Raw genomic sequence first — 25,408 nt, forward strand, 5'->3', positions numbered from 1 at the left:
TGGCGATCTGCTCCTGGAGCCGGATGATGCCGTGGAGCAGGGCCTCGGGGCGCGGCGGGCACCCGGGCACGTAGACGTCGACGGGGATGACGGTGTCGACGCCCTTGGTGACGGAGTACGAGTCCCAGTAGGGGCCGCCCGAGTTGGAGCAGGCACCGAAGGAGATGACGTACTTCGGCTCGGGCATCTGGTCGTAAAGACGCCGGATCGCCGGGGCCATCTTGTCCGTCACCGTCCCGGAGACGACCATCAGGTCCGCCTGACGCGGACCGGGGGCGAACGGGATGACGCCGAGGCGGATGAAGTCGTGCCGACCCATGGAGGTCGCGATGAACTCGATGGCGCAACAGGCGAGTCCGAAGTTGAAGACCCAGAGCGAGTAGCGCCGGCCCCAGTTGAGCACGACCTTGATCGGCTTCGGGGCGTGCTCCGCGAGCACCCCCATCCGACCCTCGACGGGGCGGACGGTGGGCATCGGCAGGCCAACCGGATCGCTCATCGCACCCACTCCATCACACCCACCTGAGCAGACCACGGCGGGCCGCGTGCGCCAGCCCGAGGACGATGACGCCGATGAAGATGCCCATCTCGACCAGGCTGGCGGTGCCGATGTCGGACGATCGCAGGACGTGGGCCCAAGGGAAGAGGTAGACAGCGTCGACGGCGAAGACCACGTAGAGGAAGGCGTACACGAAGTAGCGGACCTTCGTCTGCGCCCAGCCCTCACCGACCGGGTCGACGCCGGACTCGTAGGTCGTCAGCTTGGCGACATGCGGGGCGTGGGGGGCGAGCAGACGCCGGACGACCATGGCGACCGTCACGAGGAGCAGGCCGGCCACGAGGACGGCTGCGACGGCGACATACCCGGACATGCCGGCCAGCCTAGCGATGCCGGAACCTCCGTGGTGTCGCGACCACGCCCCTCCTCGTCAGCCCACTCCCAGCACCGCCGCCCGCAGCCTGCGGTTCTTCGCCCCGGCGACGTGGTGGCGGGCTGGGAGCGAGCCCAGCGGCATACGGCAGCCTCTCGGGACGCACCACGAGCGCAGGGCGACATGTCCATACAATGACAACCTGCACAAACCTGAATGTCGCGCGAACTAGCATGGGTAATGGCCCCCTCGGGAAGACTTGGGTCAATGTCTAGGAAACGCTTAGGACGTCGCAGAGCATGAGCACCAAACTGGTCCAGAAGCTCGATCGCGTGGTCATTCGTTTCGCCGGGGACTCCGGCGACGGCATGCAGTTGACCGGCGACCGGTTCACCTCACAGACGGCGTTGCTGGGCAACGACCTGTCGACGCTGCCGAACTTCCCGGCGGAGATCCGTGCTCCGCAGGGGACGTTGCCGGGGGTGTCGAGCTTCCAGCTGCACTTCGCCGACCACAACGTGTTGACGCCGGGGGACCGGCCGGACGTGCTGGTGGCGATGAACCCGGCCGCGCTGAAGGCGAACCTGCGCGACCTGCCGCGTGGGGGCACGATCATCGTCAACACGGACGAGTTCAGCAAGCGGAACCTCGCCAAGGTGGGGTACGCGAGCAACCCGCTCGAGGACGGTTCGCTGGAGAGTTTTCACGTGCACGCGGTGGGGTTGACGTCGATCACGGTGGAGGCCCTCGCGCCGTTCACGGGGCTGACCCGCAAGGAGAAGGAGCGGGCGAAGAACATGTTCGCCCTGGGCCTGCTGTCCTGGTTGTACACGCGGCCGATGGTTGGCACCGAGGCGTTCCTGAAGAGCAAGTTCGGCAGCAACCCGGACATCCTCGAGGCGAACCTCGCGGCGCTGCACGCGGGGTTCCACTACGGGGAGACGACCGAGGACTTCGCGGTGTCCTACGAGGTGTCGCCGGCGCCGATGCGCTCGGGGTCGTACCGCAACGTGACCGGCAACGTGGCGCTGTCGCTGGGGCTGGTCGCCGCGGCGCACCGGGCGCGGCTGCCGCTGTTCCTCGGGTCGTACCCGATCACGCCGGCCAGCGACATCCTGCACACGCTGGCGGGGCTGAAGCGGTACGGCGTGGCCACGATGCAGGCCGAGGACGAGATCGCAGGCGTCGGGGCGGCGCTCGGCGCGGCCTTCGGTGGCGCGTTGGGGGTGACCACGACCTCGGGGCCGGGGCTGGCACTCAAGGCCGAGACGATCGGGTTGGCGGTGTCGCTGGAGCTGCCGCTGGTGGTCTGCGACATCCAGCGGGGCGGCCCGTCGACCGGGTTGCCGACCAAGACGGAGCAGGCCGACCTGCTGCAGGCGCTGTTCGGGCGCAACGGGGAGTCCCCGGTGGCCGTGGTGGCGCCGGCGACCCCGGCCGACTGCTTCGACATCGCGATGGAGGCGGTGCGGATCGCGACGACCTACCGCACGCCGGTCATTGTCCTGTCCGACGGGTACCTGGCCAACGGGTCGGAGCCGTGGCGGCTGCCCAGGACCGCGGAGCTGCCCGACCTGAGCGTCGAGTTCGCGACTGAGCCGAATGACGTGACGGCCGACGGGGCGCCGGTGTTCCACCCGTACCGGCGGGACCCGGAGACCCTCGCCCGGCCGTGGGCGATCCCGGGCACGCCCGGCCTGGAGCACCGGATCGGCGGGATCGAGAAGGCCGACATCACCGGCAACATCTCCTACGACCCCGACAACCACGACAAGATGGTCCGGCTTCGCCAGGCCAAGATCGACGGCATCGCCGACACGATCCCGCCGCTGGAGGTCGACGACCCGACCGGCGACGCCGAGGTCCTCGTCGTCGGCTGGGGCTCGACGTATGGCCCGGTCGCGGCCGGGGTACGGCTGGCCCGGGCGGCCGGTGCCCGGGTGGCCCAGGCGCATCTGCGCCACCTCAACCCGTTCCCCGCCAACACCGGGCAGGTGCTGCGCCGCTACCGGCGGGTCATCGTGCCGGAGATGAACCTCGGGCAGCTGGCGATGCTGCTGCGCGCGCAGTTCCTCGTCGACGTCCAGTCGCACACCGCGGTGCGGGGGCTGCCGTTCCAGGCCGCCGAGATCGCCGAGGTCATCAGCCACGTCATCGGGGACGCCGTGCCGTCCGCGAGCCCCGTCCCAGAGAGCATGCCGGAGAGTGTGTCCGAGAATGTGCACGAGAGCATGAAGGAGATGGCCAAGTGAGCACCACCGACCTTGGCATGCCGACCCACCCCGTGTCCCCAGTCGAGGCCGGTGGGCGTCGCAGCGGAATCGCGGCCGTCCCCGCGCTCGGCGAGGGCGAGGCGCTGACCAAGAAGGACTTCACCTCCGACCAGGAGGTCCGCTGGTGTCCTGGCTGCGGCGACTACGCGATCCTCTCCGCGGTCCAGGGCTTCCTGCCGGACCTGGGCCTCAAGCGGGAGAACATGGTGTTCGTGTCCGGGATCGGCTGCTCGTCCCGGTTCCCGTACTACCTGGACACCTACGGGATGCACTCGATCCACGGCCGGGCCCCGGCGATCGCGACCGGGCTGGCGGCCACCCGCGAGGACCTGTCCGTGTGGGTGGTGACCGGCGACGGCGACGCGCTCTCGATCGGCGGCAACCACCTGATCCACGCGCTGCGCCGCAACGTCAACCTCAAGATCCTGCTGTTCAACAACGAGATCTACGGCCTGACCAAGGGGCAGTACTCCCCCACCTCGCACCTGGGGCAGGTGACCAAGTCCACCCCGTTCGGCTCCCTCGACACCCCGTTCAACCCGGTATCCCTCGCGCTCGGCGCCGAGGCCAGCTTCGTCGCGCGGACCCTGGACTCGGACCGTCAGCACCTGACATCCGTGCTGCGCCGGGCTGCCGAGCACCGGGGGTCCGCGTTCGTGGAGATCTACCAGAACTGCCCGATCTTCAACGACGGCGTCTTCGACGTCCTCAAGGACCGCACCCAGGCGCAGGCCCGGATCTTCCACCTGACCGACGGGCAGGAGGTCGTGGCCGGTGACGGCGATGAGCAGAAGGTCGTCGTGCGCGATGACCAGGGCGTCATGACGGTCGTGCCTCGCGCCGAGGCCGACCCGTCGCGCATCGTCGTGCACGACGCCTCCGCGACCAATCCCGCCGCGGCGTTCGCCCTCTCCCGCCTCGACTCGCACGAGCTGACCAGCGTGCCGATGGGCGTGTTCCGCGACGTCACCCGGCCCACCTACGACGACCTGCTCCGCGAGCAGATCGACGCCGCCCGCACCGGGGAGATCACCGACGCCGACATCGACGCCCTGCTCGCCGGCAGGGACTCCTGGCAGGTGGCCGAAACGACCGGGGCGTGACGACCGCCCCTTCGAGCAACAAGCAGCTCGCATCACACCCGGAGCCGCACAGCGAGGTCGGGCGCGGCATGCTGTTCGGCTTCGCGGCCTATGGCATCTGGGGCCTCTTCCCGCTCTACTTCGACGCCCTGAAGCCCGCGAGTCCGTTGGAGATCCTCGCGCACCGCATCCTGTGGACCCTGCTGTTCTGCGTGATTCTGCTTGCGGTGCTGCGCGACTTCGCCTGGCTGCGACCGTTGCTGCGACGGCCGCGCCTCATGGCGGGCATCACCGTCGCGGCCGTCGTCATCGCGGTCAACTGGGTCCTCTACGTCACCGCCGTGACGTCCGGAAACACGAGCGAGGCGGCGCTCGGCTACTTCCTCAACCCCCTCGTGACCGTCGCCCTCGGCGTCGTCGTCCTCGGTGAGCGGCTGCGGGCGCTCCAGTGGGTCGCGGTGGCGATCGGGCTCGTGGCCGGGATCTACCTGGCCGTGGCGGGGGGTCGGGTGCCCTTCATGGCCCTGGCGCTGGCGTTCTCCTTCTCGATCTACAGCCTGACGAAGAAGAAGGTCGGCGCCTCCCTCCAGGCGGTCCAGGGCCTGACCGTTGAGACGGTGATCCTCGCCCCCGTCGCGGCCGGGATCCTCGTCGTCGTCTCGAGCCGGGGCGGCCTTGCTTTCGGAGCCCATGGCGCGGCGCACACCTGGCTGCTCGTCGGGAGCGGCGTCGCGACCGCGGTGCCCCTGCTGCTCTTCGCGGCCGCGGCGCGGCGCATCCCGCTCGTCAGCATCGGGCTCATCCAGTTCATCACCCCCGTCATGCAGCTGCTCGTCGCAGTGGTCCTGCTCGACGAGGTGATGTCAGCCGAGCGGTGGGTCGGCTTCGGCATCGTCTGGGTCGCGTTGATCGTCCTCAGCATCGACTCCCTCCTCGCGTTGCGCCGCGGACGCCGAGCGGCCGCCGCCATCCCCGCGGACGACTGCCCTCGCTGACCCGGATCGAAAGAGCAGTTCGCGGGTCGCCAACTGCTGCTTCGCTTGGCAGAGTGGGCGGATGGCCGGCATCGAGCTCGGGACCCGCACCGGACGACTCGTCCTCACCGCTGCCGTGCTCGGGTCCGGCATGGCCCTGCTCGACGGCACGGTCGTCAACGTCGCGCTCGTTCGGATCGGCGAGGATCTCGACGCGAGTCTGGAAGAGCTCCAGTGGATCACGAACGGCTACCTGCTCGCGCTCGCGTCGCTCATCCTGCTGGGTGGCTCGCTCGGTGACCGGTTCGGGCGACGCCGCGTCTTCGTCATCGGTGTCATCTGGTTCGCCCTCGCCTCGCTCGCCTGCGGTCTCGCGCAGAGTCCCGGGCAGCTCATTGCGGCACGGCTGCTCCAGGGTGTCGGCGGCGCGCTGCTCACCCCCGGCAGCCTGTCGATCATCCAGTCCGTGTTCCGGGAGGGCGACCGCGCCAAGGCCATCGGCGCCTGGTCCGGGCTCGGTGGGATTGCGACGGCGATCGGCCCCTTCGTCGGCGGGTGGCTCGTCCAGTACGCCTCGTGGCGCTGGGCCTTCCTGCTGAACCTGCCCTTGGGCGCGGTCACCGCGTGGATCGCGCAGACTTCCGTGCCGGAGACCCTCGACGAGTCCGCGCCGCGGCAGTTCGACATCCTGGGGGCGACGCTCGCCACCCTGGCCCTGGCGCTGTCGACCTTCGCGCTGATCCAGTACGAGTCGCTCGGCGCCGGAGTCACCGTGGCGCTCGTCCTCCTCGCGCTGGTGGTCGGCGTCGCCTTTGCGGTCGTCGAGCAACGCAGCTCTCACCCGATGGTCCAGCCATCGCTCTTCCGCTCGCGCCAGTTCACCGCGGCCAACCTCATGACGCTGCTCGTCTACGCGGCCCTCGGGGCGGTGTTCTTCTTCCTCACCCTCCAGCTGCAGACCGTGCTCGGCTACGGCCCCCTGCTGGCGGGCCTCGCCTCCCTGCCCGTCACCGTGATGATGCTCTTCCTGGCGGCCAAGGGCGGCGAGGTCGGCGCCCGCATCGGGCCGCGCCTGCCGATGACCATCGGGCCGATCGTCTGCGCCATCGGGACCTGGCTGCTCACTGGCGTGGGGGCCGGCGACTCCTACTGGACCTCCGTCTTTCCCGGCGTCACCGTCTTCGGGCTCGGCCTCAGCATCCTCGTCGCGCCGCTCACCGCCACCGTTCTCGCGGCAGCCCCGGACCGGTGGGCCGGAATCGCGAGCGGGGTCAACAACGCCGTGGCCCGGGCCGGCAGCCTGCTCGCGGTCGCCGCCCTCCCGGCCGTCGTCGGCCTGAGCGGTGCCGACTACCAGAAGCCGGAGGCGTTCGATGCGGGATACGGCAGCGCCATGTGGATCTGCGCCGTCATGCTCGCGGGGGGCGGCGTCGTGTCCTGGCTGCTCATCCGCAATCCCCAGCCCACCGCCATCTCCGCGGCCCCGCCCGGCACTGAGGTCACGCCCGCTGGGGAGCCAGCCCAGCGGCATACGGCACCTGCGGGGTGGTCTTGCGCGGGCTCGGAGGGGTGCCCCGGCACGGCGATCGGGCACGCAACGCGCGTCACTGACATTGATGAGGTGCGAGGATCGGGGCGCTGACATCGGAAGCCTTGAGGAGGCAGAGTGATGACCAGTACGACTGCAACCACGGGAATCGCCGACTACTCCGACGACGACCTGGCCCTGGACCTGCGGTGGTGGGCGGCGGCGAACTACCTCACAGTCGGGCAGATCTACCTCAAGGACAACGCGCTGCTGCGCGAGCCGCTCAGCATCGACCACATCAAGCCCAGGCTGCTCGGCCACTGGGGCACCTGCCCGGGGCTCTCGATGCTCTACGCCCTGCTCAACCGGCTCATCAAGCGCACCGGGTCCGACTGGATGTACATCACCGGACCGGGACACGGTGGGCCCGCCCTCGTCGCGGGCGCCTACCTCGAGGGCACCTACACCGAGATCTACCCGGACGTCACCCCCGACGCCGACGGCCTGCTCCGGCTGTTCCGCCAGTTCTCCACGCCCGGCGGCGTGCCGAGCCATGTCAGTGTCCAGACGCCCGGCAGCATCCACGAGGGTGGCGAGCTCGGCTATGCGCTCGCCCACGCCGCCGGTGCGGCATTCGACCACCCGGACCTCTTCGTCGCCTGCGTCGTCGGTGACGGCGAGGCCGAGACCGGCCCGCTGGCCGGATCCTGGCGCCTGCCCTACTTCGCCAACCCCCGCCGCGACGGGGCGGTCCTGCCCATCGTCCACCTCAACGGGTACAAGATCGCCGGCCCGACCGTCTTTGGGCGCAGCAGCGACGAAGACGTCGCGGGGTACCTCGCGAGCCAGGGCTGGGAGCCGATCGTGGTCAGCGGTGACGACCCCGAGGCGGTCTTCCGTGACCTGTGGCGCGCGCTCGTCACGTCCTACGACGCCATCATGCGGCTCCGCCAGACGACGCGCACCGATGGCCCCGGCGAGCCGGTGACCCACAGGTGGCCGGCGATCATCCTGCGGACTCCTAAGGGATGGACCGGCCCCGCGGTCGTCGACGGGGTGCAGGTCGAGGGGACGAACCGCAGCCACCAGGTCCCGCTCTCGGGACTGCGGGATGACCCGAGCCATCTGACCATGCTCGAGAAGTGGATGCGCAGCTACCACCCGGAGGATCACTTCGATGCCGACGGCCGCCTCGTCGACGAACTGGTCGCGCTCGCCCCCGACGGCGACAAGCGGATGGCGGCGACGCCCTACGCCAATGGCGGCCGGCTGCGCGCCGAGCTGCCGCTGCCGGACCTGCGCCGCTTCGCGCTCGATGTGCAGCAGCCCGGCCAGCTGTGGCACGAGAGCACCAAGCCGCTCGGCGAGCTGATGCGCGACATCTATACGGCGGACACCCGCCCGGACGGCGGCGGCAGCTTCCGGCTGTTCTGCCCGGACGAGACCGCGAGCAACCGGCTCCAGGCCGTCTTCGAGGCGACCGACCGCTGCCTGCAGGCGCCTTCCGCGGAGACCGACACGGACATCTCCCCCGACGGCCGGGTCATGGAGGTGCTCTCCGAGCACCTCTGCTCCGGCTGGCTCGAGGGCTACGTGCTGACCGGCCGGCACGGGGTCTTCGCGACCTACGAGGCCTTCGCGATGGTCTCGACCTCGATGACGGTCCAGCACGTCAAGTGGATGCAGCACGCGCAGGAGCTGGCGTGGCGGGCGCCCATCTCCTCGCTCAACCTTCTCCTGACGAGCACCTGCTGGCGCAACGACCACAATGGCTTCTCCCACCAGGGACCGGGGCTCATCGACTCGCTGCTGCCGCTCGCACCGGGCGTGGTGCGCGTCTGGCTGCCACCGGACGCCAACAGCGGGCTCTCGATCATGGACCACTGCCTGCGCAGCACCGACCATGTCAACCTCATCGTCCTCGACAAGCAGCCCCACCTGCAGTACCTCACCCTCGACGAGGCCAACGCACACTGCGCCGCCGGCGCCGGCATCTGGGAGTGGGCCTCCAACATCCCCGCCACGGAGAAGCCCGACATCGTCATGGCCTGTGCCGGTGACGTCGCCACGCAGGAGACGCTGGCCGCGGCCGAGCTGCTGCGCGAGCACACGCCAGAGCTCAACGTCCGGGTCGTCAACGTCGTCGACCTCATGGCCCTGCTGCCCGAGGCCGACCACCCCCACGGCTTCCCGGACTCCGTCTTCAACGGCATGTTCACGAGCGACGTCGACGTCATCTTCGCCTTCCACGGCTACCCTCGGGCGGTTCACCAGCTCATCCACGGCCGGTCCGATCCCGGGCGCTTCCACGTGCGCGGCTTCAGCGAGCAGGGCACGACGACGACACCGTTCGACATGGTGGTGCTCAACCGCACGTCGCGCTACCACCTCACCCAGGAGGCGCTGCGTCGCACGCTGCGTCGCCCGCCGGGGTGGCAGGCCCTGACGGACTTCTGCACCTCGCAGCTGTCGCGGCACCACCACTACATCCGGGAGCACCTGGAGGACATGCCGGAGGTCCGCGACTGGGTCTGGCCCGGCTGATCCCGCACCGTCAGCCGGCCGATAGCCTGCCGTCGTGGCAACCAGTGTCTATCTCGCATCCTCTGAGGGCCTGTCGGGCAAATCCGCCGTCGCCCTCGGAATCCTCGACCAGCTGAGCCGACGGGTCGAGCGAGTCGGCGTCTTCCGCCCGATCGTGCGCTCCCAGAGCGCCGAGAGCGCGGAGAGTGACCACGTGCTCGACCTGCTGCTCTCGCGTCTCGACACTGGGCTCACGGCGGCGGAGGCGTCCGCCGTCGGCTACGAGGACGTCCACCTCGACCCCGAGGGCGCGATGGCCACCATCGTCGACCGCTTCCACGCCGTGGCCGAACGGTACGACGCGATGCTCGTCATCGGCTCGGACTACACGGACGTGACCTCCCCGACCGAGTTCTCCTACAACGCACGCATCGCCGCCAACCTCGATGCGCCGATGGTCCTCGTCATCTCGAGCAAGGGGCGCACGCCCGAGCAGGTGCGCGTCGCGGCGGAGATCGCCTCGGACGAGGCGCGGACCCACCACGCACGCGTGCTCGCCGTCGTGTCGAACCGGGCCGTGCCCGAGGCCGTCCCGGCCACACGGGCGGCGTTGGCGGAGGCACTCGGGGACACAGCGGCATACGTCATCCCGAGCGCTCCGGTGCTGGAGTCGCCGACGGTGCGCGACCTCATGACTGCCGTCGACGGCACCCACCTCTACGGCGACGACGACCTGCTCGACCGCGAGGCCCTCGGCCTCGTCGTCGCTGCCATGACCCTGCCCAACGTCCTCGACCGCCTCTTCGAGGGCTGCGTCGTCATCGCCCCTCCTGACCGTGGTGACGTGTTGCTCGGCCTGCTGCTCGCCCACCGGTCCCAGACCTTGCCGACCCCATCGGGCATCGTCCTCAACGGCGGCTTCGACCTGCCGGCACCGATCGCGACGCTCGTCGAGGGCCTCGAGGTGCACGTTCCGATCATCAGCTGTGCCACGGGCACGATGCAGACCGCCGCAACCCTCTCGGGCGTCGTGCCGCGGCTCACCCGCTCGGCGTCGCGCAAGATCGAGACCGCCCTCAGCCTGTTCGACGAGCACGTTGACGGCGCAGAGCTGCTCGACCGCCTCAAGGTCTCCCCCAGCCACGTCGTCACGCCGCTCATGTTCGAGCACCAGCTGCTCGACCGGGCGCGGGCCGCGGACAAGCACATCGTCCTGCCGGAGGGCGAGGAGGACCGGATCCTGCGAGCCGCAGACCAGCTCCTGCGCCGACGCGTGGTGCGGCTCACGCTGCTGGGTGACCCCGACGCCATCCGACGGCGGGCCGGCCAGCTCGGCCTCGACGTCGAGGGCGCCACCCTCATCGACCCACGCGCCGAGCCGCTGAGGACCCGTTTTGCCGAGGAGTACGCGACCCGTCGGGCGCACAAGGGGATCACGCTCGAGCAGGCCCGCGACGTCGTCGTCGACCCGAGCTACTTCGGCACGATGATGGTGATCGACGGGCTGGCCGACGGCATGGTCTCCGGTGCCATCCACACAACGGCGCACACGATCCGGCCAGCCCTCGAGGTCGTCAAGACAACCCCTGACGTCAACACCGTCTCGTCGGTGTTCCTCATGTCGCTCGCCGACCGCGTCCTCGTCTACGGCGACTGCGCCGTCATCCCCGACCCGACAGCGGAGCAGCTCGCCGACATCGCCATCTCGTCGGCCGCGACCGCGCAGCAGTTCGGGATCGAGCCGCGCGTCGCCATGCTGTCCTACTCCACCGGCGGGTCGGGCACCGGTGCCGACGTCGACAAGGTGCGCACCGCCACCGAGCTCGTGAGGACGCGAGCGCCGCAGCTGTCGGTCGAGGGGCCGATCCAGTACGACGCGGCGGTCGATGCCGCCGTGGCCGCCGCCAAGCTCAAGGACAGCCCGGTGGCCGGTCGAGCCACGGTCTTCATCTTCCCCGACCTCAACACGGGCAACAACACGTACAAGGCCGTGCAACGGACCTCGGGGGCGGTCGCCATCGGGCCCGTGCTCCAGGGGCTCAACAAGCCGGTCAACGACCTCTCCCGGGGAGCTCTCGTGCGGGACATCGTCAACACCATCGCCATCACCGCGATCCAGGCGGAGGCCAGCGCGTGAGCGGCCTCGTCCTCGTCATCAACGCCGGGTCGTCGTCACTCAAGTACGACCTCATCGACGTCGGCTCGGCCGAGTCCCTCGCCAGCGGGCTGGTCGAGCGGATCGGCGAGACCACCTCTCTCGCACGGCATTCCGTGGGCGGCCAGGATCACCGTCAGGAGTCCGGCCTGGCCGATCATGGCGCGGCCTTCGAGCTCGTGCTCGGCGCCTTCGGCGAGCACGGCCCCGACCTCGCCGAGGTCGAGCTCCTCGCTGTCGGGCACCGAGTCGTCCACGGGGGCGCCGACTTCAGCGAGCCCACCCGAATCGACGACGCGGTGGAGGCGACGATCGAGCGGCTCATCCCCCTGGCTCCCCTGCACAACCCTGCGAACCTCGAGGGCATCAGGGTCGCCCGCGCCCACTTCCCCGACGTGCCGCAGGTCGCCGTCTTCGATACTGCCTTCCACCAGACCCTGCCGCCGCAGGCCTACACCTATGCCGTCAAGCGGGAGTGGCGCGAGAGCCATCGGGTACGCCGCTACGGCTTCCACGGGACCTCGCACTCCTACGTGTCACGGCGCGCCGCGGAGCTGCTGGGTCTGGCCGTCGAGGACGCCAACGTCATCGTCCTGCACCTGGGCAACGGCGCGAGCGCGACCGCGGTCGCGGGTGGGCGCAGCGTCGACACGTCGATGGGCCTCTCCCCGCTCGAGGGCCTCGTCATGGGGACCCGGCCCGGTGATCTCGACCCGTCCCTCCCGGCGCATCTGTCCCGGGCCGGCATCTCTCTCGAGGAGTACGACCGTGCCCTCAACAAGGAGAGCGGCGTCAAGGGCCTCGCCGGGACCAACGACTTCCGTGAGCTCCAGGAGCGAGCAGACGGCGGGGATCGCGACGCCTGCCTCGCGCTCGACATCGTGGCCCACCGCTTGCGCAAGTACATCGGGGCGTATGCCGCTGTGCTCGGTCGCGTCGATGCCGTGGCCTTCACCGCGGGGATCGGGGAACACAGCCCCCAGGTCCGCGCTGCGGCCCTCGAGGGCCTGACGGAGCTGTTCGGCATCGAGCTCGACGAGGCGGCCAACGCGGCGGCCACCTCCGGCGAGCACCGGATCTCGACGGCGTCGAGCCGGGTCGCCGTGCTCGTCGTGCCGACGGAGGAGGAGCTCGAGATCGCCCGCGAGGCCGCAGCGGTCGCCACGAGCTAGGCGGCAGCACCGGGACAGATCAGTCCGGGCTGGATTGTCCGGGGAGCGCGGCCGGCAACACCGGAACAGATCAGCGCGGGCGGGATTGTCCGGGCCCGCCGGCCGGCGGAGCATGATGGGGGTCATGAGCGACCAGCAGACCACGGGGTTCCGGACCGAACACGACTCGATGGGAGAGGTGCAGGTCCCTGCGGACGCCCTCTACGGCGCGCAGACGGCCCGGGCGGTCGAGAACTTCCCGATCAGCGGTCGGCCCGTTCCCCCGGGGGTCGTCCACGCGCTCGCCCGGCTCAAGGCCGCCGCAGCCGCCGTCAATGCCGAGCTCGGGGTGCTCGACGGGGAGCGTGCCCGAGCCATCGTGGACGCCGCGCGGGAGGTCGCCGAGGGCCGTCACGACGGGCACTTCCCCATCGACGTCTTCCAGACCGGGTCCGGGACGTCGACGAACATGAACGTCAACGAGGTCGTCGCTCGCCTCGCTAGCACCTCGAGCGGTCTGGACGTCCACCCGAACGACCACGTCAACTATGGCCAGTCGAGCAACGACACGTTCCCGAGCGCTCTGCGCATTGCGGCGACGATCGCCGCCCGCGAGGACCTCGTCCCGGCACTGCGCCGGCTCTCGACTGCCCTGGGCCGCAAGGAGGCGGAGTTCGCCGAGGTCGTCAAGGCCGGAAGAACCCACCTCATGGACGCGGTGCCGGTGACCCTCGGCCAGGAGTTCGGCGGCTACCGCCGCCAGGTCGAGCTCGGCGCGGACCGGGTCCGGCATGCGGCCGACGCCACCGCCGAGCTTCCGCTCGGCGGAACTGCGGCCGGTACCGGACTCAACGCTGCACCGGGCTTCGCACAGGCCGTCATCGAGCGGGTCTCGGAGTCCACCGGCCAGCCCTTCCGCGAGGCGGAGAACCACTTCGAGGCGCAGTCCGCGCAGGACGCCGTCGTCGAGCTGTCCGGAGCCCTCAAGGTGGTCGCCGTCAGCCTGACGAAGATCTGCAACGACCTGCGGTGGATGTCCTCCGGGCCGCGTACCGGTCTCGGCGAGATCCACCTGCCCGACCTGCAGCCCGGCTCGAGCATCATGCCGGGCAAGGTCAACCCGGTCATCCCCGAGGCCACCCTGATGGCGTGCGCCCAGGTCATCGGCAACGACGTGGCGATCACGACGGCTGGAGCGGCCGGGAACTTCGAGCTCAACGTCATGCTGCCCGTCCTCGCCAAGAACATTCTCGAGTCGATCCAGCTGCTCGCTGCCACGAGCCGCCTCCTCGCCGACCGGTGCGTCGACGGCATCACAGCTGATGCAGAGCACTCGCGCACCCTCGCCGAGAGCTCGCCCTCGATCGTGACCCCGCTCAACCGGTACATCGGCTACGAGGCCGCGGCGGCGGTCGTCAAGCGAGCGGTGAAGGAGCGCAAGACGATTCGTGAGGTCGTCATCGAGGATGGTCATGTCTCCGACGGCCGGCTCACCGAGGCACAGCTCGACGAGGCGCTCGACGTCCTCGCCATGACCCGGCCACCGACGGAGTGAGCGTTCCAGCGTGAGCGAGCTCAGCGGCATACGGCACATTCCGTATGCCGCTGAGCCAGGCCCCCGCCCACGGCGGGGCTACGCTCGACGACGTGAGGCTTGACGAGGTCGATGCGTTCGCAACGTCCCTTCCGGGAGTGCGCCGCAAGGGCCACCCGGGCCGCGTCGCGTGGTACGTCGACGACCGGCTCGTCGTGCGCGAGGACCTGCCGGGCACTCTCCTCGTGCGCGTCCCCATGGCGGAGCGGGAAGACCTGCTCGCGTGCCACCCCGACACGGTCGGCGTGCCGCCGCGCTGGGAGGCGCACCACAAGCTCCAGGCGGACCTGGCGGGCGACGCCGACGCGATCCGGGACGCCATCCGGCGGGCGTGGGCCATGCAACGCCGCGGCGATCGGTAGGCCGGCGGGTCAGCTGCCGAGGACTCGCTCGAGGTAGGGATTGCCGAAGAGCCGGTCCGGGTCGACTCGGTCGCGGACGGCGCGGAAGTCGTCGAAGCGCGGGTAGACCGAGTGGAGGTAGTCGGCGTCCCGCGAGTGCAGCTTGCCCCAGTGAGGGCGCCCTCCGTGGCTGACCGCAATCCGCTCGACCGCGTCGAAGTAGGCCCCCTCCGCCCGGCGGTGGTAGTGGTGCACGGCGACATAGGCGGTCTCGCGCTCGTAGGCCGTCGACAGCCACACGTCGTCCGGCGCCGCGACGCGGCACTCGACCGGGTAGGAGATCGTCTCGTCGTGGCTGTCGACCCACGCCTTGACCTCGAGGAGCATGTCCCTGAGGGCCGCTCGCGGGACCGCCCACTCCGACTCGCGGAACCGGACTTCGCGCGGGGTGGCGAAGACCTTGTACGAGGCGTCCGTGTAGGTACGCGCGGTCTGGGCCCGGGCAGCGACGTGCATGAGCGGCTTCGTCGCTCGAGGTACCCGCGTAGCGAACCGGCAGGCCGCCTCCCAGACCCGGTTGGTCAGGATCTCGTCGTCGAGAGACTGCCGCCACCGGGGCAGCGGGTCCGCCTCGGTGCCCGGCCCGACACGCTTGTTGCGCTTGACCTGGGCCCGCTCCGTGTGGGGGTACCAGTAGAACTCGAAGTGGTCGTGCGACTCGATCTCGTCATCGAGCGAGTCGAGGACGGCGGCGAGCGGCTCGGGGCGCTCGTCCGCGTGCAGCAGGAAGGCGGGCACGACCTCCACCGTCACCTCGGTGATCACGCCGAGCGCGCCGAGGCCGAGCCGTGCGGCCTGGAATAGCTCAGGTGCCTGCGTCGGCGAGCAGTCCACGACCGACCCGTCGGCGAGGATGATCCGCAGCGAGCGGACGCCGCCGGCGAGGCCGGTGAACCGCAACCCCGTGCCGTGGGTGCCGGTGGCGATCGCGCCGGCGAGGCTCTGCCGGTCGATGTCGCCGAGATTGGGCAGCGCGAGGCCGAGCTGGGCCAGCTCCTCGTTGAGGACGTGGAGGGGCGTCCCGGCACGGACCGTCGCCTCGCCACGAGTCGCATCGATGGTCGTGACACCGGTGAGGCCGCCGAGTCTCAGCTGCAGGCCATCGGTGACCGCCACTCCCGTGAAGGAGTGCCCGGCACCGATCGCCTTGACGCGCAAGCCGCGACGCCTGGCCTTGCGGATCTCCTCGATGAGCTCTTCCTCGGAGCGTGGGGTCGCGACTCGTGCGAGCGTCGTCGACTCGGTGCCGGCCCAGTTCGACCACTCGATGCTCCGGACGACCTTGCGCTGTGTCTCAGCCAAAGCACTGCCCTTCCCCGCGATACGTCGGCGCCTTCCCGACGACCTCGATGCCCTCGACGAGAGCCAGATCGGTGAAACGCTCGGCGAGCTCGCCCGCTTTCGCGTGCCGGAACCATATCCGATCGCCGAGGCTGACGTTGGCGGCTGCCGCGCCCTTGAGTGGAGTCTGCACTTCGCCGGTCCCCTCCGTGCGCACGAGGCGGAGCCCCTGCTCCTCGAGCGGCTGCGGGACGCGAGACCAACCCGGCGGACCGGACGCGATGTAGCCGCCGGAGTACACCGTGACGAACTCGTCTGAGGGGCGGCGCACCACCGGGCACCCGAAGAAGGCCGCGGGCTCGAGCGCCAGCCCGTTGTAGCCGTCGAACAACGTGGGGGCGTACAGCCCGGATCCTGCGGCGAGCTCGGTGAGGGACGAGTCGAGCGCGGTGACGTGGAGGCTGCCGGTCCCGCCCCCGTTGACGAGCTCGAGATCGGTCAAGCTGCGGATGGCGGCGACCACCTCCGCGCGGCGGGTCCGGAGCTCGGCGTCGGAGCGGGCCTTCACCTGCCGGACGGCCGGCGACGTGTCGGGCAGGCCGGCGATCTGGGCGTCGTAGAACATCAGGCCCACCACCGCGAGACCGTGCTCGAGGGCCCGTCGCACGACGGCTTCGACGTCCTCCGGCTCGCGCAGGGGTGAGCGCCGGACGCCCAGGTGGGCGGGCCCGAGCCGGAGGGAGGCGTCCACGTCCACGGCGACCCGCAGGCCTCGGTGGTCGGGGACGTCACGAGCGATGAGATCGACCAGCTCGACGCTGTCGACCATGACGCACACCGCGGCTCGCAGAGCCGGATCGGTCGCGAGCTCGGTGAGCGCGGCCACGTCGACGCTCGGATAGGCGACGAGGAGGTTGATGTGGCCGGCGCGGGCCCACCAGAGGGCTTCAGGCAGGGAATAGCACATCAGCCCGTCGAAGCCGTCCCGGGCGAGGGCGCGCTCGATGAGGGTCCGGCAGCGGAGCGACTTGGTGGCGATGCGGATCGGCTTGCCGTGCGCGCGCTTGACGAGGACGTTGGCATTGCGGTCGAACGCCGTGAGGTCGACGACGGCGACCGGGGCCGGCAGGTGGGCCGTCGCGCGGGAGAGCCGGTCCGCGACCGGGCTCCGCTGCGCGCGTCGGCTCATGGTCTGGCCGCGTCTAGCCGACGCGCTCGACGACGGAGAGAGCGAGCGTCTGGAGCGCGGCCTTCGCGGGAGTGTCCGGCAGCGGCTCGAGCAACGCCTGAGCCTCCCGGGCGACGCCGTAGGTCTCGGACCGGGCCGATTCGAGGGCCGGGTGCTGCCGAAGCAACGTCAGCGCCTCGGCGACGCCGTCGTCGTCGTCGGCGAGGTCGGAGCCGAGCAGCTCGAGCAGCCGCGCGTCCGCAGGGTCGGTGGAGGCCTTGGCACGCAGCACCGCCAACGTGTCGACCCCTTCGCGGAGGTCGGTCCCGGGGGTCTTGCCACTCGCATCCGAGTCCGAGGCGATGTCGATGAGGTCATCGGCGAGCTGGAAGGCCATGCCGACCTTCTCCCCATAGGCCCGCAACGTCTCGACGACCTCTGGCCTGTTCCCGCTGAACATCGCTCCGTAGCGGCACGCGGTCGCGGTGAGGGCTCCGGTCTTGTCGGCGAGGACGCCGAGGTAGTAGTCAACAGGGTCGACGCCCGGGGGGCTGGGCCGGTCGTCCCGGATCTGCCCCGAGCACAGCCGCACGAAGGTCTGCGCCTGGATGAGCACTGCCTCGGCGCCCAGGGCGGCGATGAGCTCCGAGGCCTTGCCGAAGAGCAGGTCTCCGACGAGGATCGCCGTCGAGTTGTCGTAGGCCGCATTGGCGGACGGAACGCCGCGGCGCACCTCCGCCTCGTCCATGACGTCGTCGTGGTACAGCGACGCGAGGTGGGTCAGCTCGACGCCCGCGGCGGCCCGGACCACGTCCTCGTTGATCCCGTCACCGAGCTCTGCCGCCAGGAAGGTCAGGAGCGGTCGGAAACGCTTGCCACCTGCCTGTGCGAGGTGCGCGGAGGCCGCCGCGATGAACGGGTCCTCGTGGTCGACGACCTCCCGCAGGAGGGCGTCGACGCGGGCGAGCCCGTCCTGCAGGTGCGCCGCGAGCTCCGGCGTGGCGCCGGGGATGGCGAGGAGCGGCGGGGTGGCGTGCGTCGTCATGGACTTCCTGGGGCTTGGGCCGCTGACCTGGGTCAGGTCAGCGGACGAACTGCGAGGCTCGGTCGGTGAGGTCGAGCAACGCCGACGGGAGGACCCCGAGCGCGAGCGTGATCATCGTCCCGACCGCGATGGAGAACGTCGTCCCGATCGAGGGGGTGACGACCACGACGGAGTCGCTGGGCGGCTCACTGAAGAACATCAGCACGATGACCCTGGCGTAGACGAAGACCGTGATGGCGGAGCAGATGACCCCGACGATCGCGAGGACGGTGCCCGTCGCCCCTCCGGTCCCGATGGCCGCGGAGAACACGGCGAACTTCGAGACGAAGCCGGAGGTGAGCGGGATGCCGGCGAACGCGAGCATGAGGAAGGCGAACGCTCCAGCGACGACCGGGAACCGCTTGCCCAGACCGGCCCACTGCGACAGGTGCGTCGCCTCAGAGCCGTCCTGGCGCACCAGGTTCACGATGGCGAACGCCGCGATCGTGGCGAACCCGTAGGCCACCAGGTAGAACAGCACGGAGCTGACGCCCTTGCGGTCGAAGGCGAGGACGCCGACGAGGATGAAGCCGGCGTGCGCGATCGACGAGTAGGCCAGCAGTCGCTTCATGTCCGTCTGCGTCACGGAGAGCACGGACCCGACGACCATGGTGAGCAAGGCGACGACGACAAGGGCGTTGGTCCATTCCCACCGGGCCGTGTCGAGGCCGACGTAGGCGAGCCGGAGGATGGCGCCGAAGGCGGCGGCCTTGGTGGCCGCGGCCATGAAGCCGGTGACGGGCGTCGGGGCGCCCTGGTAGACGTCCGGTGTCCATGCATGGAACGGCACGGCGCCCACCTTGAACAGCAGGCCGACGAAGACGAGGAAGGCGCCCGGCACCAGCAGGCCGTTCATCGCCAGGGGACCGGCCGCGATCGCGGCGCTGAGGTCGGCGAAGTACACCGAGCCCGCGTACCCGTAGAGCAGGGCGGTGCCGAAGAGGAAGAACGCCGAGCTGAACGAGCCGAGCAGGAAGTACTTCAGCGACGCCTCCTGTGAGAGCAGGCGACGGCGGCGCGCGAGGCCGGTGAGCACATAGAGGGGCAGGGAGAGCACCTCGAGGGCGACGAACATGCCGATGAGGTCGTTCGTCGTCGGGAAGAGCATCATGCCCGCGATCGCGAACATCGCGAGCGGGAAGACCTCCGAGGTGAGCGCACCCGCACGGGTTGCAGCCGCCTCGACCGCCGACCCGGGGGTCGAGGCGCCACTCGGCGTGAACGCGTCCGGCCCGACCCCACCGAGCCGTTCGGCCATGGTGAGGATGCCGAGCACTCCCATCAGGACGATGGTGCCCTGCATGAAGAGGGCGGGCCCGTCGATGGTCAGCGCGAACAGCTTGCGGCCGGTCGTCTCGTCGGTGAACCCCATCGTGTAGCCCTGGTGGTTCACGGCCACGATGACCGCGACGAAGGCGCCGAGCAGTGCGAGCACAGCCAGGGTGGTCTGGATGAGGAAGCGGCGCTCACGCGGAGCGAACGCCTCGATGACGACACCGACCACCCCTGCGCCCAGGACGATGAGGAACGGCAGGATGGCGACGTAGTCGACCTGCGCCATCTGGAAGGCGGTCGGCACCGCGAGCGGAGCGGCGGCGGTCACTTCGAGCTCCCTTCAGCCGCGGCGTCCGCCGCGGGTGGTGACGTGTCAGCGGTCGAGACGTGGGACAGGGACGTGTCGACGGACGGGTTGATGACGTCCAGGGCCAGGTTCGGATAGAACCCGAGCACGAGGAATGCCGCGATCAGCGGTGCGGCCACGAGCTTCTCCCGAAGCGACAGGTCCGCGATCACCGTGCCCCCGGAGGACTTGCGCCATCGCTCGTCGACCAGACCCGGGTCGAGCGCCAGCGACTCCGGCTTCGGACCGGTCATGACGCGCTTGTACATGAGCAGCATGTAGAGGGCGGCCAGAATGATCCCGCTGGTGGCGAGGACCGCTGCCACGGGTTGCGTCCGGTACGTCCCGACGTAGACGAGGAACTCCGACACGAAGGTCGCCAATCCGGGCAGGGCCAGGCCCGACATGCTGGCGACGAGGAAGATGCCGGCCAGACCGGGCGTGACCCGCTGCCATCCACCGTAGTCCGAGATCCGCTTGCTCCCACGCCGGTGGACGAGCATGGCCGCGAAGAGGAACAGCGCCGCCGTCGAGAACCCGTGGTTGAGCATGTAGAGCGACGAGCCGGCACCACCGACGTTGGTGAACGCGAAGATCCCCAGCACGATGAAGCCGAAGTGGCTCACGGACGTGTAGGCGATCAGGCGCATCATGTCGGTCTGGCCGATGGCGAGCAGTGCGCCGTAGAGCACGGAGATGACCGCGAGCGCGATCACGAACGGCGTGGCCCACTCGCTCGCGCCCGGGAAGAGCTGGAGGCAGAAGCGGATCATGCCGAAGGTGCCGACCTTGTCGAGCACGCCGACGAGGAGCGTCGCCGTCGCAGGCGTCGACTCGGTGGCGGCATCCGGCAGCCACGTGTGCACCGGGACCATCGGCGCCTTGACCGCGAAGGCGAGGAAGAAGCCGGCGAAGAGCAGGCGCTCCGTCGTCGGGTCGAGGTCGAGGCCGGTCAGCCTGGAGACGAGGAAGCCGTCGGCTCCGCCCGGTCCCTGCAGGTAGACCGCGATCACGGCCACGAGCATGATGAGTCCGCCTGCGAGCGAGAAGAGCAGGAACTTCATCGCGGCGTACTGGCGTCGGGGTCCGCCGAAGCGACCGATGAGGAAGTACACCGGGATGAGCATCGCCTCGAAGAAGACGTAGAACAGGAACACGTCGGTCGCGGCGAACACGCCGACCATGAACGTCTCGAGCGAGAGCAGCAGTGCGAAGTAGGCCTTGGCGCGCCGTGCGCTGACGGCGTCTCCCTCGTCGGGAACGTCGTGCCACGCGGCGAGCAGGCAGATGGGCGTGAGGACCAGCGCCATGAGGATGAGCACGAGTGCGATCCCGTCGACACCCATGGAGTAGCTGACGCCCAGCTGCGGGATCCACTCGGCGTACTCACCGAGCTGGAACTGCGCCGATGACCCGGTGTCGTACTGCAGTGCGGCGACGATGCCGATGGCGAGGGTGACGATCGAGGTGCCGAGCGCGATGCGCTTGGCGTTCTCGACGGTTCCCGGCGCGAACGCCACGACGAGCGACCCGAGCAGCGGCACCGCGGCCAGGATCGTGAGCCACGGGACCGTGGACATCGCGGTGGTCGATTCGTTCATCAGGAGATCACCCACAGTGCACCGAGGATGGCGACGACACCGGCGAGCATCGTCAGGGCATAGGAGCGCGCGAAGCCGTTCTGGATCCGGCGCAGTCGTGATGAGGTCCCGCCGATGAGCGCCGCGAGGCCGCCGGCGCCACCGTCGACGCCCCTGCCGTCGAGGAAGACGAGGGAGCGGGTCAGGTGGATGCCAGGGCGCATGAGGAGGGCCTCGTTGACCTGGTCCTGGTAGAGGTCGTTGCGCGCGGCCTGTGTCGCCAGCGACCCCGCAGGGGCCACCAACGGCACGTCGTCGCGCCAGTACCGCATCCAGGCGTAGGCAACGCCGCCGGCCACGAGGAGCAGGGTCAGGGTCATGATGACCGGCACCGAGAGGACGGGGTGCTCCTCTGCGTGGGCGCCGGTCACCGGCTCGAGCCAGGAGGTGAACAGGCCCGTCGGGCCGATGATGAGGCCGAGCAGGGCGGAGCCGACCGCGAGCACGATCATCGGCACCGTCATGAGGCTGCCGGACTCGTGCGGATGGACGTCATCGGTCCAGCGCTTCTTGCCGTGGAAGGTCATGAAGAACAGACGCGACATGTAGAAGGCCGTGATCCCGGCGCCGATGAGGGCGGCCCCGCCGAAGACCCAGGGGCGCCAGCCCTCGCCGATAAAGGCGGCCTCGATGATCTTGTCCTTCGACCAGAAGCCGGAGAACGGTGGGACGCCGATGATGGCGAGCCAGCCGAGGGCGAAGGTGGCCCAGGTGATCTTCATGATCCCGGACAGTCCGCCGAAGCGGCGCATGTCGACCTGGTCGTTCATGCCATGCATGACCGATCCGGCTCCGAGGAACATCCCGGCCTTGAAGAAGCCGTGGGTAAGCAGGTGGAAGATCGCGAAGGCATAGCCGACCGGGCCCAGCCCGGCAGCGAGCATCATGTAGCCGATCTGCGACATCGTCGAGGCCGCGAGCGCCTTTTTGATGTCGTCCTTCGCGCACCCGACGATCGCACCGAACAGCAGGGTGATCGCGCCGACGATGACGACGGCGAGCTGCGCGTTGGGCGAGGCCTCGAAGATCGGACCGGAGCGCACCACGAGGTACACACCCGCGGTGACCATCGTCGCCGCGTGGATCAGCGCGGACACCGGTGTCGGGCCGGCCATGGCGTCACCGAGCCAGCTCTGCAGTGGGAACTGTGCCGACTTGCCGCACGCTCCGAGCAGCAGCATCAGGCCGATTGCCGTCATGAAGCCCTGGTTCGCCTCGTTCCCAGCCGCCCCGAGGACCGTCTGGAAGTCCACCGCCCCGAAGTGGAAGAACATCAGGATGATGGCGACGGAGAGGCCGAAGTCCCCGACCCGGTTGGCGACGAAGGCCTTGTTCGCCGCGGTCGCGTAGGCCGGGTTCCAGTTCCAGAAGCCGATGAGCAGGTACGACGCCAGGCCTACGCCCTCCCAGCCGATGTACAGGAGCAGGTAGTTGTCGGCGAGCACGAGCAGCAACATGGCCGCGACGAAGAGGTTGAGGTAGCCGAAGAAGCGCCGCTTGTCGGGGTCACCCTCCATGTACCCGAGGGAGTACACGTGGATGAGCGACCCGACGAAGGTGATGAGCAGCGCGAAGGCGATCGACAGCTGGTCCACGAGCAGCGACGCATCCGCGGAGAACGACCCGGCCGTGACGAAGTTGAACAGGTGCACCGACGACGAGCGATCCTCGGCGTCGAGGCCGAGCATCTGGATGAAGATCAGCGCGCCGACGACGAACGAACCCCAGGACAGCACCGTGGCGAGCACCGGGCCGAAGCCGTCGGTGCGACGCCCGCCGAAGAGGAGCAGCGCGGCGCCGAGCATGGGCAGCGCGATGAGCAGCCACGCGAACGACGTGACCCCGCTCGCAGCGTGCGCTTCGCCGGCGTGCGTGGCCAGCCCAGCGGCATACGTGCTGGACGTCCCGAAGAGGTTTCCCATGCCTGTTGACATCGAGTGAGGGCTCCCTTACAGCTTGAGCAGGTTGGCGTCGTCGACCGAAGCCGACCGTCGGGCACGGAAGATGGCCATGATGATGGCCAGGCCGACGACGACCTCGGCGGCGGCGACGACCATGACGAAGAGCGCCATGACCTGGCCGTCCAGCGCGCCGTGGATCCTCGCGAACGTCACGAGCGAGAGGTTCGTGGCGTTGAGCATCAGCTCGACGCCCATGAAGACGATGATCGCGTTGCGTCGCAGCAGCACCGTCGCGGTCCCGATGGAGAACAGCACGATCGACAGGTAGATGTAGTGAACCGGGCTCACTGGTCTGCACCTTCCTCTGGGCCAACCGAGCGTCGGGACCGGGTGCCGCCCCGGGCCGCGTCACGCTCTGCCTGTGCGGCCTCGATGATGTGGCGCTCGACGTCGAGGAACTCGTCCGGACGGGCGACCTGCTCGCGCGCGACGAGGACCCGGGACACGGATTCCTTGCTGGGTGTGCCGTCCGGCAGCAGGGCCGGCGTGTCGACTGCGTTGTGGCGGGCGTAGACGCCGGGTGCCGGCAGGCCGGCGACGAACCTGTTGTCCCGGATCCGCTTCGCCGCCCATTCGGCCTGGGTCAGCTTCGGAGCCAGGCGCTCACGGTGTGCGAGGACCATCGCGGCGACGGCTGCGGTGATGAGCACGGCCGAGAGGACCTCGAAGATCCAGACGTACTGGCCGAAGATGAGGTTGGCCATGCCGGTGATGTTGCCGGTCGTGGCGTTGCTCGACTCGAGGCGATCCATCCCGGCCTGCACGGTGGCCTCGTCGAAGGTGGCCGAACCGATCGTGGAGACGAGCAGCCCGATGAGGCCGATCGCCACGAGCATCGAGATCCACCGGTGGCCCTTGATCGTCTCGACCAGCGAGTCGGAGGAGTCCACGCCGACGAGCATGATGACGAAGAGGAAGAGCATCATGACGGCGCCGGTGTAGACGAACACCTGGATGACGCCGAGGAAGTCGGCCTTCTGCATGAGGTAGAAGACGCCGAGGGTCGTCATGGTGATGGCCATCCCGATGGCGGCGTGGACCGCCTTGCGGGCGAAGATCAGGCCGAGCGCGGCGATGACCGAGATGGGTGCGAGCACCCAGAAGAATGCGGCTTCAGCGGAGGAGGTCACGGGTTCGCCCCTTCCCGGGTCTGCGCGGCCGTGGGCGCCGTCGTGTGGACCACGTCGTGCTCGCCGGGCTCGCTCGCTGCGAGATTGCCCGGCTCGTCGTGGGCCCGGGGGCTCTCGTCCACGACGACACGGGACTCGCGCGCCTCGACGTAGTCCCGCTGCGGGGCGGTCGGTCCGGTGACCTTGCCCTGGTAGTAGTCGCGCTCCTCCATGCCGTCGGCCATCGGGAACGGCGGCTCGAGCATGCCCTCGTGGAGCGGCGCGAGCAGCTGGTCCTTGGTGAAGATCAGGTCGCCGCGGTTGTTGTCGGCCAGCTCGTAGAAGTTGGTCATGGTGAGGGCGCGCGTCGGGCAGGCCTCGATGCACAGGCCGCAGAAGATGCAGCGCAGGTAGTTGATCTGGTAGACGCGGCCGTAACGCTCACCGGGGCTGAACCGGCCCTTGCCGCCCTGCTCGAGCGGGGTGTCGTCGTTGTCCGCTCCCTCGACGAGGATCGCGTCGGCTGGGCAGGCCCAGGCGCACAGCTCGCAGCCGATGCACTTCTCCAGACCGTCCGGGTGACGGTTGAGCTGGTGGCGGCCGTGGAACCGTGGCTGCGTCGGGCGCGGCTTCTCGGGGTACTCCTCGGTCGCGACCTTGCGGAACATCGTCGAGAAGGACACGCCGAAGCCGGCGACGGGGGCAAAGAAGTCCGCGAAGGCTCCCTTGCCCTTCCTCTCGTTGTCCTTGCTGACGTTCTCGTCAGCCATGGGTCTCCTCCTTGCCGGGGGTGCCATCGGGGGTGCCGTCCGGGGTTCCATCCGGGGTGTCGTCCGGATCAGCGGCTGCGCCATCCGTCGCGCTGACGGTCGTGCTGACCGTCGTGGACGACGCGGTGCCGCGCACGGTCGTGCCTCGCCCGCCGGCGGGGCCCGCGAGCACGCGGTCCGCCGGAGCGGGCTCACGAAGCCGCTGCCCCGGCATCGGCGGG

At 69.7% G+C, this 25,408-nt stretch carries 20 protein-coding genes and 1 pseudogene; 9 read left to right on the forward strand and 12 right to left on the reverse strand.

Features of this window, described 5'->3' with window-relative positions:
- Nucleotides 1-499, reverse strand: a 499-nt coding sequence (locus VIR15_RS02375) for an NADH-quinone oxidoreductase subunit B (protein WP_331925867.1), incomplete at its 3' end; no start/stop codon positions are given.
- A gap of 13 nt (nucleotides 500-512) precedes the next feature.
- Nucleotides 513-872 carry an NADH-quinone oxidoreductase subunit A gene (locus VIR15_RS02380; RefSeq protein ID WP_331925868.1) on the reverse strand — a complete coding sequence of 120 codons (360 nt, stop codon included), beginning with the start codon at nucleotides 870-872 and terminating at the stop codon, nucleotides 513-515.
- Nucleotides 873-1,171: 299 nt separating this feature from the next.
- On the opposite strand from VIR15_RS02380, the gene VIR15_RS02385 reads away from it, so the two are divergent.
- The 9 genes from VIR15_RS02385 (at nucleotide 1,172) to VIR15_RS02425 (ending at nucleotide 14,514) form a co-directional block, all read left to right on the forward strand.
- Nucleotides 1,172-3,124 (forward strand): 2-oxoacid:acceptor oxidoreductase subunit alpha, encoded by a 1,953-nt coding sequence (locus VIR15_RS02385; RefSeq protein ID WP_331925869.1) that lies wholly within the window; start codon nucleotides 1,172-1,174, stop codon nucleotides 3,122-3,124.
- A gap of 17 nt (nucleotides 3,125-3,141) precedes the next feature.
- On the forward strand, nucleotides 3,142-4,248 hold the full coding sequence (locus VIR15_RS02390) for a 2-oxoacid:ferredoxin oxidoreductase subunit beta (protein WP_331925884.1): 1,107 nt from the start codon (nucleotides 3,142-3,144) through the stop codon (nucleotides 4,246-4,248).
- A gap of 68 nt (nucleotides 4,249-4,316) precedes the next feature.
- On the forward strand, nucleotides 4,317-5,222 hold the full coding sequence (gene rarD, locus VIR15_RS02395) for an EamA family transporter RarD (RefSeq protein ID WP_331925885.1): 906 nt from the start codon (nucleotides 4,317-4,319) through the stop codon (nucleotides 5,220-5,222).
- Nucleotides 5,223-5,283: 61 nt separating this feature from the next.
- Complete coding sequence (locus tag VIR15_RS02400) at nucleotides 5,284-6,843, forward strand: MFS transporter (protein ID WP_331925870.1); 1,560 nt, start codon at nucleotides 5,284-5,286, stop codon at nucleotides 6,841-6,843.
- A gap of 27 nt (nucleotides 6,844-6,870) precedes the next feature.
- Nucleotides 6,871-9,273, forward strand: a complete 2,403-nt coding sequence (locus tag VIR15_RS02405) for a phosphoketolase family protein (protein WP_331925871.1) — start codon at nucleotides 6,871-6,873, stop codon at nucleotides 9,271-9,273.
- Between the two features lie 34 nt (nucleotides 9,274-9,307).
- On the forward strand, nucleotides 9,308-11,389 hold the full coding sequence (pta, locus tag VIR15_RS02410; protein ID WP_331925872.1) for a phosphate acetyltransferase: 2,082 nt from the start codon (nucleotides 9,308-9,310) through the stop codon (nucleotides 11,387-11,389).
- Nucleotides 11,386-12,579, forward strand: coding sequence for an acetate/propionate family kinase (locus VIR15_RS02415; RefSeq protein WP_331925873.1), 1,194 nt, complete (start codon nucleotides 11,386-11,388; stop codon nucleotides 12,577-12,579). The genes pta and VIR15_RS02415 overlap by 4 nt, the downstream gene beginning before the upstream one ends.
- A 124-nt stretch (nucleotides 12,580-12,703) precedes the next feature.
- Entirely contained in the window at nucleotides 12,704-14,113 is a 1,410-nt protein-coding gene (locus VIR15_RS02420; RefSeq protein ID WP_331925874.1) for a class II fumarate hydratase, read from the forward strand.
- Between the two features lie 92 nt (nucleotides 14,114-14,205).
- Complete coding sequence (locus VIR15_RS02425) at nucleotides 14,206-14,514, forward strand: hypothetical protein (protein WP_331925875.1); 309 nt, start codon at nucleotides 14,206-14,208, stop codon at nucleotides 14,512-14,514.
- Between the two features lie 9 nt (nucleotides 14,515-14,523).
- On the opposite strand, the gene VIR15_RS02430 is transcribed toward VIR15_RS02425, so the two are convergent.
- The 10 genes and pseudogenes from VIR15_RS02430 to VIR15_RS02475 form a co-directional block, all read right to left on the reverse strand.
- Nucleotides 14,524-15,855 (reverse strand): FAD-linked oxidoreductase, L-gulonolactone oxidase family, encoded by a 1,332-nt coding sequence (locus tag VIR15_RS02430; protein WP_331925876.1) that lies wholly within the window; start codon nucleotides 15,853-15,855, stop codon nucleotides 14,524-14,526.
- A complete protein-coding gene (locus VIR15_RS02435; protein ID WP_331925877.1) occupies nucleotides 15,848-17,023 on the reverse strand; it encodes an amino acid deaminase/aldolase in 1,176 nt (391 codons plus the stop codon). The genes VIR15_RS02430 and VIR15_RS02435 overlap by 8 nt, the downstream gene beginning before the upstream one ends.
- Nucleotides 17,024-17,036: 13 nt before the next feature.
- Nucleotides 17,037-18,047 (reverse strand): polyprenyl synthetase family protein, encoded by a 1,011-nt coding sequence (locus tag VIR15_RS02440; RefSeq protein ID WP_331925878.1) that lies wholly within the window; start codon nucleotides 18,045-18,047, stop codon nucleotides 17,037-17,039.
- Between the two features lie 37 nt (nucleotides 18,048-18,084).
- Nucleotides 18,085-19,647 (reverse strand): NADH-quinone oxidoreductase subunit NuoN, encoded by a 1,563-nt coding sequence (gene nuoN, locus VIR15_RS02445; protein WP_331925886.1) that lies wholly within the window; start codon nucleotides 19,645-19,647, stop codon nucleotides 18,085-18,087.
- A 38-nt stretch (nucleotides 19,648-19,685) separates the two neighbouring features.
- The gene (locus tag VIR15_RS02450; RefSeq protein WP_331925879.1) at nucleotides 19,686-21,308 is read right to left on the reverse strand and encodes an NADH-quinone oxidoreductase subunit M; all 1,623 of its coding nucleotides are present in this window, start codon (nucleotides 21,306-21,308) and stop codon (nucleotides 19,686-19,688) included.
- A complete protein-coding gene (nuoL, locus tag VIR15_RS02455) occupies nucleotides 21,308-23,281 on the reverse strand; it encodes an NADH-quinone oxidoreductase subunit L (RefSeq protein WP_331925880.1) in 1,974 nt (657 codons plus the stop codon). The genes VIR15_RS02450 and nuoL overlap by 1 nt, the downstream gene beginning before the upstream one ends.
- 15 nt (nucleotides 23,282-23,296) lie before the next feature.
- On the reverse strand, nucleotides 23,297-23,596 hold the full coding sequence (nuoK, locus tag VIR15_RS02460) for an NADH-quinone oxidoreductase subunit NuoK (RefSeq protein WP_331925881.1): 300 nt from the start codon (nucleotides 23,594-23,596) through the stop codon (nucleotides 23,297-23,299).
- On the reverse strand, nucleotides 23,593-24,438 hold the full coding sequence (locus VIR15_RS02465) for an NADH-quinone oxidoreductase subunit J (protein ID WP_331925882.1): 846 nt from the start codon (nucleotides 24,436-24,438) through the stop codon (nucleotides 23,593-23,595). The genes nuoK and VIR15_RS02465 overlap by 4 nt, the downstream gene beginning before the upstream one ends.
- Nucleotides 24,435-25,187, reverse strand: coding sequence for an NADH-quinone oxidoreductase subunit NuoI (gene nuoI, locus VIR15_RS02470; RefSeq protein ID WP_331925883.1), 753 nt, complete (start codon nucleotides 25,185-25,187; stop codon nucleotides 24,435-24,437). Before nuoI ends, VIR15_RS02465 begins: the two co-directional genes overlap by 4 nt.
- Nucleotides 25,180-25,408, reverse strand: a pseudogene (locus tag VIR15_RS02475) (hypothetical protein); the annotation flags it as partial. The pseudogene VIR15_RS02475 and the gene nuoI, both read right to left, overlap by 8 nt.

This window comes from Intrasporangium sp., from assembly GCF_036566125.1.
Lineage (GTDB): Bacteria > Actinomycetota > Actinomycetes > Actinomycetales > Dermatophilaceae > Intrasporangium.